The following is a 14,075-nucleotide window of genomic DNA, read 5'->3' on the forward strand; positions in this document are numbered from 1 at the left end:
CGCACGGCCGGATGGCTGCCCCGCCCACGCAAGAGTCCAAATGAGTTCAGTTGACCCGCGCAGCCCCGCTGCCCCGCCCCGCCCTTGGTTGGGCCAGTACCCGACCGATGTGCCGCACACCATCGACGAGCAGAGCCATGCCTCGCTGGTGTCGCTGCTGGAGGACGCCTGGCAGCGCCACGCCGACCGCGATGCCACCCTGTGCATGGGCGCGCGCCTGCGCTACCGCGACATCGACGCCCTGTCGCTGGCCCTGGCCGGCTGGCTGCAGCAGCAGGGACTGGTCAAGGGCGACCGGGTGGCGGTGATGATGCCCAACCTGCCGCAGTACTACCCGGTGATGGGCGCCATCCTGCGGGCCGGCTGCGTGGTGGTGAACATCAATCCGCTCTACACCCCGCGCGAACTGAGCCACCAGCTGCGCGACTCGGGCGCCAAGGTGCTGTTCATCCTGGAGAACTTTGCCGCCACGCTGGAGGCCATCACCGAGCCGCTGCCGGTGCGCCAGGTGGTGCTGTGCGCCATGGGCGACCTGCTGGGCTTCTGGCGCGGCGCGATGGTGAACTTCGTGGTGCGCCACGTGCGCAAGTTGGTGCCCGAGCACACCCTGGGCAGCACGGAGAAGCGCCGCGTGCTGCGCTTTGCCGAAGCGCTGCGCCAGGGCGGCCAGCACCCCTTCCAGCGCGTGCCGCTGGGCCCCAACGACGTGGCCTTCCTGCAGTACACCGGTGGCACCACCGGCGTGTCCAAGGGGGCCACGCTGCTGCACCGCAACCTGGTGGCCAATGTGCTGCAGATGGATGCCTGGTTCAGCCCGGTGCTGCACCGGCTGGGGGATCGGCCGCTGACCATGGTGGCCGCCCTGCCGCTGTACCACATCTTCGCGCTCACCCTGTGCGGGCTGTTCAGCACGCAGCGGGGCATGCTGAACCTGCTGATCCCCAACCCGCGCGACATCGCCGGCCTGGTGCGCACGCTGGGCCAGCACCGGGTCAACCTGTTCCCGGCGGTCAACACCCTGTTCAATGCGCTGGCCGAGCACCCGGACTTCGCCAAGCTCGATTTTTCCGAGCTGGTGGTCTCGGTCGGCGGCGGCATGGCGGTGCAGCAGGCCACGGCCGAGCGCTGGCTGCGCCTGACCGGCTGCCCCATCGTCGAGGGCTACGGCATGTCCGAGACCTCGCCAGTGGCCACCTGCAACCGCATGGACCTCAACACCTTCAGCGGCACCATCGGCCTGCCGGTGCCCTCCACCGACATCGCCATCCGTGACGACGCCGGTCAGGACGTGCCCCCCGGCCTGCCGGGCGAGATCTGCATCCGCGGCCCGCAGGTGATGGCCGGCTACTGGAACCGGCCGGACGAGACGGCCAAGGTGATGACCGCCGATGGCTTTCTGCGCAGCGGGGACATCGGCATCATGGACACGCGGGGCTATGTGCGCATCGTCGACCGCAAGAAGGACATGATCCTGGTGTCTGGCTTCAACGTGTACCCCAACGAGATCGAGCAAGTGGTGAACCTGCACCCGGGCGTGCGCGAGTGCGCGGCGGTGGGCATCGCCGACCCGCATTCGGGCGAGGCGGTGAAACTCTTCGTGGTGCGCCGCGACCCCACGCTCACCGAAGACGACATCCGGCATTACTGCCACGACAACTTCACAGCCTACAAGCGGCCCAAGGTGGTCGAGTTCTGCGAGGAGCTGCCCAAGACCTCGGTGGGCAAGGTGCTGCGCCGCGCCCTGCGCGACCACGGCGCCGCCGCCGTGGTGGCATGAGCGGCGCCTTTGCGGCCGCCGCAGCCACCCTGGGGCTGCAGGTGCTGCAGCGCGACTGGCTGTCGGCCAACCAGACGGTGTTCGCGGCCTGCGAAGGTGCGCCCTGCACGGTGGTGGACACCGGCCACGCTCGCCACGCCGAGCACACCCTGGCGCTGCTGGACCACGCCCTGGGCGGAGCCGCGCTGCAGCAGGTGCTCAACACCCACCTGCATTCCGACCACTGCGGCGGCAATGCCGCGCTGCAGGCCCGCTGGCCGGTGCACACGCGGGTGCCAGCCGCCTCGCATGCGGCGGTGGCGCACTGGGACGAGGACCGCCTGAGCTACCGCCCGTCAGGGCAGCACTGCCCGCGCTTTGCCGTCGACGGGGTGCTCGTGCCGGGCCGCCCGCTGCGCCTGGGCCCAGCGGACTGGCAGGTGCTGGCGGCGCCAGGACACGACCCCGACGCGATCCTGCTGTTCGAGCCCCAGACCCGCACACTGATCGCGGGCGACGCGCTGTGGCAGAACCGGCTGGCGGTGATCTTCCCGGAGCTGGTAGAGGCCTCCGGCTTTGCCGAGACCCGCGCCACGCTGGACCTGATCGAGCAACTGGCCCCGCGCTGGGTCATTCCGGGCCATGGCGAACCCTTCGAGGACGTGGCCGAGGCCCTGGCCGGCAGCCGCAGCCGGCTGTCCGCCTTCGAGGCCAACCCGCGCCGGCATGCCCGCCATGCGGCCCGGGCCCTGCTGATGTTTCATCTGATGGAGCTGGGGGGAGCGAACGCGGTGGGGCTGCAGCGCTGGATCGTCCAGACGCCCCTGTTCGTCGCCATGGCCCGTCAGCTGGGGGCGAGCGATCTTGAACGCTGGGCCGCGGACTTGATCGAGGGCCTGGTGGGTGATGGCCTGGTGCGGCGCGTCGACACCGAGCTGCACTTGACCCCCTCGCGCTGAGACGCGCCTTGCCGAACACAGCCGCGTCCGCCTGGCGCGGGCGGGCCACCGGACCATCTACCGCCACAATCGGTCCATGCCCCTGCACCGGTTGGTCTTTTTCCTGGGCGGCTTCGACCCCAAGACACCGCGCCACTACCACCGCCTCTACCGGGCGGCGGCCCGCGCGCACCCGCCAGGACCGGACGGCGAGCAACTGAGCGTGGGCCCGCGCCACAGCCACGACACGCTGAGCGACGTCTGGGACGTGCATTGGCGCCCCGCGCAAGGCCCGACCCTGCACACCCGCTATGCCGTGCTGCGCTGGGACGACATCGTGCTGCGCCATTGGGGCCGCGGGCTGCGCCGGGTGCTGGCCGACTGGCAACTGATGTACCTGCGCCGGGGTGCCCTGCGGACCCTGGCCCGCATCCGCGCGGCGGCACCGGCCTGCTTCTGGCTGGGCAACCTGCCGCTGGGCCTGGCACTGGCCTGCATGGCTGGAGCCGGTCTGGTGGGTGCGGCGCTGTGCTGGGCACTGGGCCTGCCGCCCACCATGGCCGCCGTGGCCTTGCCGGCAGGCCTGCTGCTCTGGCGGCAGCTGGAGCGCCGGCTGGACACCGAGTGGCTGCTGCGCCTGTACGCCTTCACTTGCGCGCAGGGCGAGGGCGAACTGCCGGACCTGGACGCGCGGCTGGATGCGCTGGCCGATGCCCTGCTGGCCCAGGCCCGTGCCCACCCAGCCCATGAGCTGCTGGTGGTGGGCCACAGCACCGGCGCCATCCAGGCGGCTGCGGTGCTGGCCCGGGCGCTGCAGCGCGGGCCGGACCTGCCGCGCTGCGCGCGGCACCTGGGCCTGCTCACGCTGGGCCACTGCACGCCGCTGCTGGCCTGGCAGCCTCGCGCCAGCCGGTTTCGCGCCGAGCTGGCACGGCTGGCGGAAACGGCCGATCTGACCTGGTGGGATTTCACCGCCCCAGCCGATTGGGCGGCATTTGCCCAGGTACCGCCCTGGACGGAGGCGGGTGGCCCGGCGCGGTGCCATGCGACCTCGCCACGATTCCATCAGACGATGTCCGAGGCCAGCTATGCGGCCCTGAAGCAGGATCGCCAGGCCCTGCATCTGCATTACCTCAGAGCCCCTGAGCGCCCCGGCGGCTACGATCCGGTGAGCTTCACCGCGGGCCCCATGTCCCTGGCCGAGCGCCACCAGGCGCTGCAGGCCCGCGACCGCGGCCCCGCCTTGCCCGAGACGCCATGAGCCGCTTCTGCCCCCACTACCCCCGCCCCGCCGCCCGGCGCCCCTCCGTCTGGGCCATGTTCTTCAGCAAGCGCCGCTCCTGGCTGGACGGGCTGTACGAGCGCAGCTACCGGATGAAGATGGGCGAGGTGCATCTGCCGGGCGTGGACCTGTACATGGTCAACGAGCCCGCGCTGGTCCATCAGGTGATGGACCACGCCGACGCCTTCCCCAAACACGAGATGCTGGGCGAGGCTTTGCGCCCGCTGTTGGGCGACAGCATCTTCACCACCAACGGCGAGGTCTGGCAGCGGCAGCGCACGCTGATGAACCCCTCCTTCGAGGGCGCGCGGGTGCGCAAGGTGCTGGGGCGCATGCGCGCCGCGGGCGACGCGATGGTGCAGCGGCTGCGCGCGGTGCCCCCGGGCGGCGTGCACGACGTGGAGATGGAGATGACCCACGTGGCCGCCGACATCATCCTGCGCACCATCCTGTCCCAGTCACTCGACAGCGAAGGGGCCCAGCGCATCTTCGCCGCCTTCGCGCGCTACCAGGCCCTGGCGCCGCGCCTGATGATGCCGGCCTTCTTCGGCCTGCGCTGGCTGCGGCCCTGGTGGCAGATCCGGCGCAGCCGGGGCGCGGCCCGCGAGATCCGCAGCCTGCTGGAGGCCTACATCCGTCCGCGCTACGAGGCGGCCCGTGCGGGTGCGGATGGGGAGGACGACATCCTGGCCTCGTTGCTGCGCGTGCGCGACGAGGCCACCGGGGAGGGCTTTGCCTTCGACGAGTTGGTGGACCAGGTGGCCATGCTCTTCCTGGCGGGGCACGAGACCTCGGCCAGCGCGCTGTCCTGGGCCCTGCATCTGCTGGCCCACGACCCCACGGTGCAGGAACGCCTGCACGAGGAAGCCTGCCGCGTGCTGCCGACGCTGGACACCGAGGGCGCCAATGCCATCAAGGATCTGACGCTGGCCCGGGACGTCTTCCGTGAAACCTTGCGCCTGTTCCCGCCGGTGGGCTTTCTGGCCCGGCAGTCAGCCCAGGCCTGCCCGATGCGGGACAAGACCATTCCCGCCGGCGGTTCGGTGGTGGTGTCGCCCTGGCTCATTCAGCGCCACCGCGATCTGTGGGCCCGCCCGGACGAGTTTGACCCCGACCGCTATGCCGGCGAGGAGGCGACCGGCGACACGCCCTCCGACGCCCCCAGCACCCGCGAATCGCTGCGCCAGGCCTATCTGCCCTTCGGCATGGGCCCGCGCATCTGCATCGGCGCGGCCTTTGCCCTGCAGGAGGCCGCCCTCATCCTGGCCCTTGTGGCCCGCCATGTTCGGGTGGAGCCGGTGCCGGGCGAGTCCCCCGAGCCGGTGGGCCGGCTCACCATCCGCGCGGAAAATGGCATCCGTCTGAAGATCTTCCCGCGCGAGGCAGGATGAAGGAACGCTTGGCTGGATTCGTGTTGATGACGGTGATCGTGCCGCTGGCGGTGGCGGGCTACCTGCTGCTGGTCTGCGTGGGCTTTGTGGGTCGCACCGAGCGCGGGCGGGCCGGCGTGCGTGCGCTGGACCATTTCGTCAACGCCACCCTGTTCAACGGCTATGCCTGGGAATCGGTGTCTTCCCACGCCTGGCGCATGCGGCACCGGCGCTGGGCCCGGGCGGTGATCTGGATCACCGATCGTTTCCAGAAGAACCACTGCGAACGGGCCAACCGACGCGAGCAGCCGGTGGTGGATCTGGTGCTGGCCAAGGGCCTGCACCGGCAGACGATCTTCTGAAGGCACACGGTCGATGAGCGAATCCGCCGCCCGTGCGCCTTCGATTCACCCAGTCCGCCGGCGCGTGGTGCTGTACCTGGGCGGCTTCGATCCCCAGGGGCCGGCACGCTACCACGCGATGGCGATGGCGGCGGCCGCGGCCCGACCGGATGGCACGGTGACCGTGGGCCCCAGGCGCAAGGGAGACCGGCCCCATGAGAGCCACTGGACCTTGCACTGGCCAGACGGCCTGGGAGGGCAGGGCCAGACCCAGTGCCATTTCCTGCGGTGGGACGATCTGGTGCGGGCCCAGTGGCCCCGGGGTCGCTGGCGGCTGGCCGCCCTGACACTGGGCACCACGGCCCGCATGGTGGCCAATGGTTCGCTCTGGCGCATCCTGCAAACCAGTTGGCCAGCCTTCATGGCCCTGGCCCTTCCGGCCCTCAGTCTGGTGGCGCTGGGCCTGCTCGGCGTGGCTTGGGGGACTGGTCTGGTCGCTTTGGCCCGGTGGTGGCCGGGGCCCTGGACCCTGGGGGGGGTGGCACTCGGCGCATTGGGCGGCTTGGCCGCGCTGGTCAAGGCCTTTGGCTGGTTGCAGTCGCGGGTGCAGATGGATTGGCTGATGCGCAGCGCGCGCTACATCCTGCGGCAGGCCCGGGGGCACACCCCCGAACTGGAGCGCCGCATCGACCAGCATGCGGCCAGCCTGGCGGCGCTGGCCTCGCAAGCCGATGCCATCGATGAGGTGATGGTGGTGGGGCACAGTTCGGGCTGCATGCTGGCGGTCAGCGTGGTGGCACGTGCCCTGCCGCAGTGGCAGGGCCGTTCCGCGCACACGCGTCCCACCCTGTCTCTGCTGACCTTGGGTCAGTGCATTCCGGTGCTGAGCTACCAGCCGGAGGCCCGGCGCTTCCGTGAGGAACTGGCGTGCTTGCGCGCCAGCGAGTTGCTCACCTGGGTGGACGTGAGCTCACCAGTCGACGGCTGTTGCTTCGCGCTGAGCGATCCGACGCGGGTCTGCCTGGACGGCGCCGGTGAGGTTCACCTAGTTGCGCCGGGCGCACCCAAGTGCCTCAATCCGCGTTGGGCGCAGGCCTTCAGCCCTGCGCGCTACCGCGCGCTCAAGCGAGACAAGATGGCCTGCCATTTCCAGTATCTGCAGGCGACGGAACGCCCCGGATCTTGCGATGTGCTGAGTTGGACAGCCGGGCCGAAGCGTTTGGCCGAGGCAACGGCCGAGCAGGCCGGGGTGGTGAACTACCGCGGACTTCAGCGCTTTGGCAGCCCGGGCCGATGAGATTCGCACTGGCCACGCTGGGCAGCACCGGCGATCTCTATCCCTTTCTCGCCATTGGCCGAGCCCTGGCGGAACAGGGGCACGAGGTGTTCCTGCTGAGCCAGGCCCCCTATGGCCCAGACGCCGAGCGCGCGGGTCTTCGCTTCATCCCGGTGGCAGACACAGCCGCGCATCAGCGAACCCTGGCCCACCCGAAGCTCTGGCACCCGGTGGATGGCCTGGGGGTGTTCTGGCGTCATCTGTGCCTGCCTGCAGCCCGGCCCACCTGGGATGCGCTGCGATCGTTGTGCGATGGCGCCGGACAGAAGCAGCCTCTTCGCGTGCTGGCCTCGCCCCTGGCTGTGGGGGCACGTCTGGCCCGTGACACCGCACCCATTCGCCTCTGGACCGCATACCTGTCTCCCGCGGCCCTGCGAAACCTCGATGAGCCGATGTTCCTTGGCCCTTGGCGGCTGCCTTCCTGGGTGCCAATGCCGTGGCGACGCATGGCTTGGGATGTGCTTGATCGTTGGAAGCTGGAGCCGATGGCGCGTGATGCGCTTTCCAGGCTGGCAGGGGAGGTCGGCGCCAAGCCGCCCGAGGGCAGTGTCTTCGGAGACTGGGTCCATTCGCCCGACGGCGGGCTGGCGCTCTACGATGCCCTGTTCGCCCCCATCCCCCGGCACTTGGCGGGATCCCTGGGGCAATCACACCGCAGGGCGCTGTTGCGCCAGGCTGGGTTTCCAAACTTCGAATGGGAAACTCCCCTTGCCGACCCGTCGCACGCGCCCGCAGCGCTCGCCCCCTGGGTGATCTTTGGTGGCAGCGCAGACACCCATGGCGTGGATCGCGCGCGCCGTCTCGCGCAGGCGCTGGTCGCTCGGTCCGGCAGACCCTGTGTGCTGCTGGAGCGAAGACCAAGTGCCCAGGGATCTGCTCATGCGGAAGGGGTCATTCACCTGCCGCTGCAGGCTCTGCCGCCGCTGCTGCGACAAGCCCACGCCTTCATCCATCACGGCGGAATCGGCAGTTGCGCCCAGGGCCTGGCGGCCGGGGTGCCCCAATTCCTCCTGCCCAAGGCGTACGACCAGTTCGAGAATGCCGCGGCCATTCACCGCATGGGCGCGGGATGGGTCATACCGCCATCCATCGCCAGGAGCACCGACGAGCGGCAAGCCCATTGGATTGCAACCCGGCCCCTCAGGCGCGGGGCACAGCCGGCGCCCGCGCCCTACTCGGTGCCAGGGGCGCCCAATACCGCGGTTGCCGCGGCGGTGGGGCTGCTCACAGTGGAATGAGCTGGCAAACATCATCCGTGATGCTCGCCTGAGTACGCCCCAAAAGAGAAAACCCCGACTGCTCGCGCAATCGGGGTTTCGGATATTAGCCTGACGATGTCCTACTTTCACACGGGAATCCGCACTATCATCGGCGCAGAGGCGTTTCACTGTCCTGTTCGGGATGGGAAGGAGTGGGACCACCTCGCTATGGTCATCAGGCTTAACTTGTTGCCTGGTTGCTGCACTGGGAAGTGCTGGGCGGCCAAGCCAATTCAAAGAGTCTTGTGAATCAGATGATTGCGTCTACCGACTTGAACGGTATAACTAGAATTCTCACCCAGTTCCTTGATGCATTTTACATCAAAGTTATAGGGTCAAGCCTCACGAGCAATTAGTACTGGTTAGCTTAACGCATTACTGCGCTTCCACACCCAGCCTATCAACGTCCTGGTCTCGAACGACTCTTCAGGGGGCTCAAGGCCCCGGCAAGACTCATCTTGAGACGAGTTTCCCGCTTAGATGCTTTCAGCGGTTATCTCTTCCGCACTTAGCTACTCGGCAATGCCATTGGCATGACAACCGATACACCAGCGGTGCGTCCACTCCGGTCCTCTCGTACTAGGAGCAGGCTCTCTCAATCTTGCAGCGCCCACGGAAGATAGGGACCAAACTGTCTCACGACGTTTTAAACCCAGCTCACGTACCTCTTTAAATGGCGAACAGCCATACCCTTGGGACCGGCTACAGCCCCAGGATGAGATGAGCCGACATCGAGGTGCCAAACACCGCCGTCGATATGAACTCTTGGGCGGTATCAGCCTGTTATCCCCAGAGTACCTTTTATCCGTTGAGCGATGGCCCTTCCATACAGAACCACCGGATCACTTTGTCCTACTTTCGTACCTGCTCGACTTGTCAGTCTCGCAGTCAAGCACGCTTATGCCAATGCACTATCAGCACGATTTCCGACCGTGCCTAGCGTACCTTCGAACTCCTCCGTTACACTTTGGGAGGAGACCGCCCCAGTCAAACTGCCCACCATACACTGTCCCCAACCCGGATCACGGGCCAAGGTTAGAACCTCAAACACACCAGGGTGGTATTTCAACGTTGGCTCCATACGATCTAGCGACCGTACTTCAAAGCCTCCCACCTATCCTACACAGATCTGTTCAAAGTCCAATGTAAAGCTACAGTAAAGGTTCATGGGGTCTTTCCGTCTTTCCGCGGGGAGATTGCATCATCACAAACATTTCAACTTCGCTGAGTCTCTGGAGGAGACAGTGTGGCCATCGTTACGCCATTCGTGCAGGTCGGAACTTACCCGACAAGGAATTTCGCTACCTTAGGACCGTTATAGTTACGGCCGCCGTTTACTGGGACTTCGATCAAGAGCTTGCACCCCATCAATTAATCTTCCAGCACCGGGCAGGCGTCACACCCTATACGTCGACTTTCGTCTTTGCAGAGTGCTGTGTTTTTAATAAACAGTCGCAGCCACCGATTCTCTGCGGCCTCATTGGGCTCCCCTTGTACAGGTTCACCTACTAAAGGCACACCTTCTTCCGAAGTTACGGTGTCAATTTGCCGAGTTCCTTCTCCAGAGTTCTCTCAAGCGCCTGAGAATACTCATCACGCGCACCAGTGTCGGTTTGCGGTACGGTCGTCAATAGCTGAAGCTTAGTGGCTTTTCCTGGAAGCAGGGTATCACTCACTTCGTCTGCAAGCAGACTCGTTATCACACCTCAGCTAAGCTCTCCGGATTTGCCTAGAGAGCACGCCTACATGCTTGAACCGGGACATCCAACACCCGGCTGAGCTAACCTTCTCCGTCCCCACATCGCACTATTGATCGGTACAGGAATATTGACCTGTTTCCCATCAGCTACGCATCTCTGCCTCGCCTTAGGGGCCGACTCACCCTACGCCGATGAACGTTGCGTAGGAAACCTTGCGCTTACGGCGAGGGGGCTTTTCACCCCCTTTAACGCTACTCATGTCAGCATTCGCACTTCTGATACCTCCAGCAGACCTCACGATCCACCTTCACAGGCTTACAGAACGCTCTCCTACCGCGCACATTGCTGTGCACCCGCAGCTTCGGTAACTGGCTTAGCCCCGTTACATCTTCCGCGCAGGACGACTCGATCAGTGAGCTATTACGCTTTCTTTAAATGGTGGCTGCTTCTAAGCCAACATCCTGACTGTTTTAGCCTTCCCACTTCGTTTCCCACTTAGCCAATTTTAGGGACCTTAGCTGGCGGTCTGGGTTGTTTCCCTCTTGAGTCCGGACGTTAGCACCCGGTGCTCTGTCTCCCAAGCTGTACTCATCGGTATTCGGAGTTTGCCAAGGTTTGGTAAGTCGCCATGACCCCCTAGCCTAAACAGTGCTCTACCCCCGACGGTAATACTTGAGGCACTACCTAAATAGTTTTCGGAGAGAACCAGCTATCTCCAGGTTTGTTTAGCCTTTCACCCCTATCCACAGCTCATCCGCTAGTTTTGCAACACTAGTCGGTTCGGACCTCCAGTGCGTGTTACCGCACCTTCATCCTGGCCATGGATAGATCACCTGGTTTCGGGTCTACACCCAGCGACTAGACGCCCTATTCGGACTCGATTTCTCTTCGGCTTCCCTATTCGGTTAACCTTGCCACTGAATGTAAGTCGCTGACCCATTATACAAAAGGTACGCCGTCACCCTTTCGGGCTCCGACTTTTTGTATGCATGCGGTTTCAGGATCTATTTCACTCCCCTCCCGGGGTTCTTTTCGCCTTTCCCTCACGGTACTTGTTCACTATCGGTCGATTACGAGTATTTAGCCTTGGAGGATGGTCCCCCCATCTTCAGACAGGATTTCACGTGTCCCGCCCTACTTGTCGTGCACCTAGTTCCACAAACTTCTTTTTCCATACGGGGCTATCACCCGCTGTGGCCGGACTTTCCAGACCGTTCTGATAAGAAACTTGCTAAAGAGCACAGGCTGTTCCGATTTCGCTCGCCACTACTTTCGGAATCTCGGTTGATGTCTATTCCTCGAGCTACTGAGATGTTTCAGTTCACCCGGTTCGCCTCAACACCCTATGTATTCAGATGTTGATACCCCTAAGGGTGGGTTTCCCCATTCGGAAATCTCCGGATCAAAGCTAATTTGCCAGCTCCCCGAAGCTTATCGCAGGCTATCACGTCCTTCGTCGCCTGTAATCGCCAAGGCATCCACCACATGCACTTAGTCACTTGACCCTATAACTTTGACGTCCAATGCTAAGAACGTCGATCAAGGACTGGTGCTGATCGTCCACGCTAGAACGACCAGCTTGTGAGTATTCGCGTTATGCCGTTCTACAACTCATATTCGAGTTGAAGTCTGGTGACGCAATCATATGTTGCCGACGGCACGGTGCTGATCAGGCCTTTACCCCCAACCAACTTTCCGTCGACAACGCTGATTCGACTCTTTGAATTGTTAAAGAACACAGCCTTCTCAACGAAGACAAACCTAAAGCTCAATGCCTTAGGTTTGCGTTCGCTTCAGTCGCGTGGAAGTACTTGATGAATCCAGATTCTCGATCGTCCAAGATCCTGGTGGAGGATGACGGGATCGAACCGACGACCCCCTGCTTGCAAAGCAGGTGCTCTCCCAGCTGAGCTAATCCCCCATTCTCTCGATCACTCTCAAGAACGCTTGGTGGGTCTGGTTGGATTCGAACCAACGACCCCCGCCTTATCAAGACGGTGCTCTAACCGACTGAGCTACAGACCCACGCATCTCTTTGGAGCCGCGCGGCGCCTGGCGTCATCTGCGTCTCCTGGCAGTCGGACGCCAACTTGACGCTTTCTCCAGGCTCGCACGTTTCACCAATTAACCACTACTGTGTTTTCACAGCCGATAAGTGTGGACGCAAGAAAGCAGAGTGCTTTTTCCAGAAAGGAGGTGATCCAGCCGCACCTTCCGATACGGCTACCTTGTTACGACTTCACCCCAGTCACGAACCCTGCCGTGGTAATCGCCCTCCTTGCGGTTAGGCTAACTACTTCTGGCAGAACCCGCTCCCATGGTGTGACGGGCGGTGTGTACAAGACCCGGGAACGTATTCACCGCGGCAAGCTGATCCGCGATTACTAGCGATTCCGACTTCACGCAGTCGAGTTGCAGACTGCGATCCGGACTACGACCGGTTTTCTGGGATTGGCTCCCCCTCGCGGGTTGGCAGCCCTCTGTACCGGCCATTGTATGACGTGTGTAGCCCTACCCATAAGGGCCATGAGGACCTGACGTCATCCCCACCTTCCTCCGGTTTGTCACCGGCAGTCTCATTAGAGTGCCCTTTCGTAGCAACTAATGACAAGGGTTGCGCTCGTTGCGGGACTTAACCCAACATCTCACGACACGAGCTGACGACGGCCATGCAGCACCTGTGTGCAGGTTCTCTTTCGAGCACTCCTAAATCTCTTCAGGATTCCTGCCATGTCAAGGGTAGGTAAGGTTTTTCGCGTTGCATCGAATTAAACCACATCATCCACCGCTTGTGCGGGTCCCCGTCAATTCCTTTGAGTTTCAACCTTGCGGCCGTACTCCCCAGGCGGTCAACTTCACGCGTTAGCTACGTTACTGAGAAGGAACCTTCCCAACAACCAGTTGACATCGTTTAGGGCGTGGACTACCAGGGTATCTAATCCTGTTTGCTCCCCACGCTTTCGTGCATGAGCGTCAGTGCAGGCCCAGGGGATTGCCTTCGCCATCGGTGTTCCTCCGCATATCTACGCATTTCACTGCTACACGCGGAATTCCATCCCCCTCTGCCGCACTCAAGCCTTGCAGTCACAAAGGCAGTTCCCAGGTTGAGCCCGGGGATTTCACCTCTGTCTTACAAAACCGCCTGCGCACGCTTTACGCCCAGTAATTCCGATTAACGCTTGCACCCTACGTATTACCGCGGCTGCTGGCACGTAGTTAGCCGGTGCTTATTCTTCAGGTACCGTCATCCTCCCGAGGTATTAACCCAGAAGATTTCTTCCCTGACAAAAGCGGTTTACAACCCGAAGGCCTTCTTCCCGCACGCGGCATGGCTGGATCAGACTTGCGTCCATTGTCCAAAATTCCCCACTGCTGCCTCCCGTAGGAGTCTGGGCCGTGTCTCAGTCCCAGTGTGGCTGGTCGTCCTCTCAGACCAGCTACAGATCGTCGGCTTGGTAGGCCTTTACCCCACCAACTACCTAATCTGACATCGGCCGCTCCAATAGCGAGAGGTCTTGCGATCCCCCCCTTTCACCCGTAGGTCGTATGCGGTATTAATCCGGCTTTCGCCGGGCTATCCCCCACTACTGGGCACGTTCCGATGCATTACTCACCCGTTCGCCACTCGTCGCCAGGTTGCCCCGCGTTACCGTTCGACTTGCATGTGTAAGGCATGCCGCCAGCGTTCAATCTGAGCCAGGATCAAACTCTTCAGTTCGATCTTGAATTTCGCTCAAAGAATTGAAGTGAACTTCACTTCCATGAGCATTTAAAGTCCGTAGACCTCGAGTCCTAAGACTCTTGGCACTCGCCTTCAAACGCCCACGCTTATCGGCTGTTACTTGTTAAAGAGCTCGGTCTTGCAACCGGTTCGATCCGCTGATCGATCAGTTCTTCACTGAAGGATGGGATCATAGCACGATCTCATCCTTAAGGGAAGAAAAACGCCAGGCAAAGCCTGGCGTTTCACTCGGATATTAGCCTGACGATGTCCTACTTTCACACGGGAATCCGCACTATCATCGGCGCAGAGGCGTTTCACTGTCCTGTTCGGGATGGGAAGGAGTGGGACCACCTCGCTATGGTCATCAGG

The 14,075-nt window shown here is 63.2% G+C and carries 7 protein-coding genes, 2 tRNA genes and 4 rRNA genes; 7 read left to right on the top strand and 6 right to left on the bottom strand.

Features of this window, described 5'->3' with window-relative positions; translation table 11 throughout:
* Window positions 1-40: 40 nt before the first annotated feature.
* The 7 genes from M0L44_RS12220 to M0L44_RS12250 all read left to right on the top strand — a co-directional run bounded on the left by M0L44_RS12220 (window position 41) and on the right by M0L44_RS12250 (window position 8,261).
* Window positions 41-1,777, top strand: coding sequence for a long-chain-fatty-acid--CoA ligase (locus M0L44_RS12220; protein ID WP_252769974.1), 1,737 nt, complete (start codon window positions 41-43; stop codon window positions 1,775-1,777).
* Window positions 1,774-2,715, top strand: coding sequence for an MBL fold metallo-hydrolase (locus tag M0L44_RS12225; RefSeq protein ID WP_252769975.1), 942 nt, complete (start codon window positions 1,774-1,776; stop codon window positions 2,713-2,715). Before M0L44_RS12220 ends, M0L44_RS12225 begins: the two co-directional genes overlap by 4 nt.
* 76 nt (window positions 2,716-2,791) lie before the next feature.
* A complete protein-coding gene (locus tag M0L44_RS12230; RefSeq protein WP_252769976.1) occupies window positions 2,792-3,955 on the top strand; it encodes a hypothetical protein in 1,164 nt (387 codons plus the stop codon).
* Window positions 3,952-5,367, top strand: a complete 1,416-nt coding sequence (locus M0L44_RS12235) for a cytochrome P450 (RefSeq protein ID WP_252769977.1) — start codon at window positions 3,952-3,954, stop codon at window positions 5,365-5,367. Before M0L44_RS12230 ends, M0L44_RS12235 begins: the two co-directional genes overlap by 4 nt.
* Entirely contained in the window at window positions 5,364-5,708 is a 345-nt protein-coding gene (locus tag M0L44_RS12240) for a hypothetical protein (RefSeq protein WP_354004126.1), read from the top strand. Before M0L44_RS12235 ends, M0L44_RS12240 begins: the two co-directional genes overlap by 4 nt.
* 13 nt (window positions 5,709-5,721) lie before the next feature.
* On the top strand, window positions 5,722-6,984 hold the full coding sequence (locus tag M0L44_RS12245) for a hypothetical protein (protein ID WP_252769979.1): 1,263 nt from the start codon (window positions 5,722-5,724) through the stop codon (window positions 6,982-6,984).
* Window positions 6,981-8,261, top strand: a complete 1,281-nt coding sequence (locus M0L44_RS12250; protein WP_252769980.1) for a nucleotide disphospho-sugar-binding domain-containing protein — start codon at window positions 6,981-6,983, stop codon at window positions 8,259-8,261. Before M0L44_RS12245 ends, M0L44_RS12250 begins: the two co-directional genes overlap by 4 nt.
* A gap of 88 nt (window positions 8,262-8,349) precedes the next feature.
* Here the strand turns inward: M0L44_RS12250 and rrf (M0L44_RS12255) are convergent.
* The 6 genes from rrf (M0L44_RS12255) to rrf (M0L44_RS12280) all read right to left on the bottom strand — a co-directional run bounded on the left by rrf (M0L44_RS12255) (window position 8,350) and on the right by rrf (M0L44_RS12280) (window position 14,075).
* Window positions 8,350-8,462, bottom strand: a 5S ribosomal RNA gene (gene rrf, locus M0L44_RS12255).
* Between the two features lie 151 nt (window positions 8,463-8,613).
* Window positions 8,614-11,487 (bottom strand): 23S ribosomal RNA (locus M0L44_RS12260).
* Window positions 11,488-11,827: 340 nt separating this feature from the next.
* Window positions 11,828-11,903: transfer RNA gene (locus M0L44_RS12265), tRNA-Ala, on the bottom strand.
* 27 nt (window positions 11,904-11,930) lie between these two features.
* Window positions 11,931-12,007, bottom strand: a tRNA-Ile gene (locus tag M0L44_RS12270).
* A 164-nt stretch (window positions 12,008-12,171) separates the two neighbouring features.
* A 16S ribosomal RNA gene (locus M0L44_RS12275) occupies window positions 12,172-13,700 on the bottom strand.
* A 262-nt stretch (window positions 13,701-13,962) separates the two neighbouring features.
* A 5S ribosomal RNA gene (gene rrf, locus M0L44_RS12280) occupies window positions 13,963-14,075 on the bottom strand.
* Together the 16S, 23S and 5S rRNA genes with 2 tRNA genes alongside form the textbook arrangement of a ribosomal RNA operon.

Source organism: Ideonella oryzae (assembly GCF_024055665.1).
Classification (GTDB): Bacteria; Pseudomonadota; Gammaproteobacteria; order Burkholderiales; family Burkholderiaceae_C; genus Ideonella; species Ideonella oryzae.

Coding starts and splice junctions, on each gene's coding strand:
- M0L44_RS12220 (WP_252769974.1), top strand. CDS start 41: ATGAGTTCAGTTGACCCGCGCAGCCCCGCTGCCCCGCCCCGCCCTTGG.
- M0L44_RS12225 (WP_252769975.1), top strand. CDS start 1,774: ATGAGCGGCGCCTTTGCGGCCGCCGCAGCCACCCTGGGGCTGCAGGTG.
- M0L44_RS12230 (WP_252769976.1), top strand. CDS start 2,792: ATGCCCCTGCACCGGTTGGTCTTTTTCCTGGGCGGCTTCGACCCCAAG.
- M0L44_RS12235 (WP_252769977.1), top strand. CDS start 3,952: ATGAGCCGCTTCTGCCCCCACTACCCCCGCCCCGCCGCCCGGCGCCCC.
- M0L44_RS12240 (WP_354004126.1), top strand. CDS start 5,364: ATGAAGGAACGCTTGGCTGGATTCGTGTTGATGACGGTGATCGTGCCG.
- M0L44_RS12245 (WP_252769979.1), top strand. CDS start 5,722: ATGAGCGAATCCGCCGCCCGTGCGCCTTCGATTCACCCAGTCCGCCGG.
- M0L44_RS12250 (WP_252769980.1), top strand. CDS start 6,981: ATGAGATTCGCACTGGCCACGCTGGGCAGCACCGGCGATCTCTATCCC.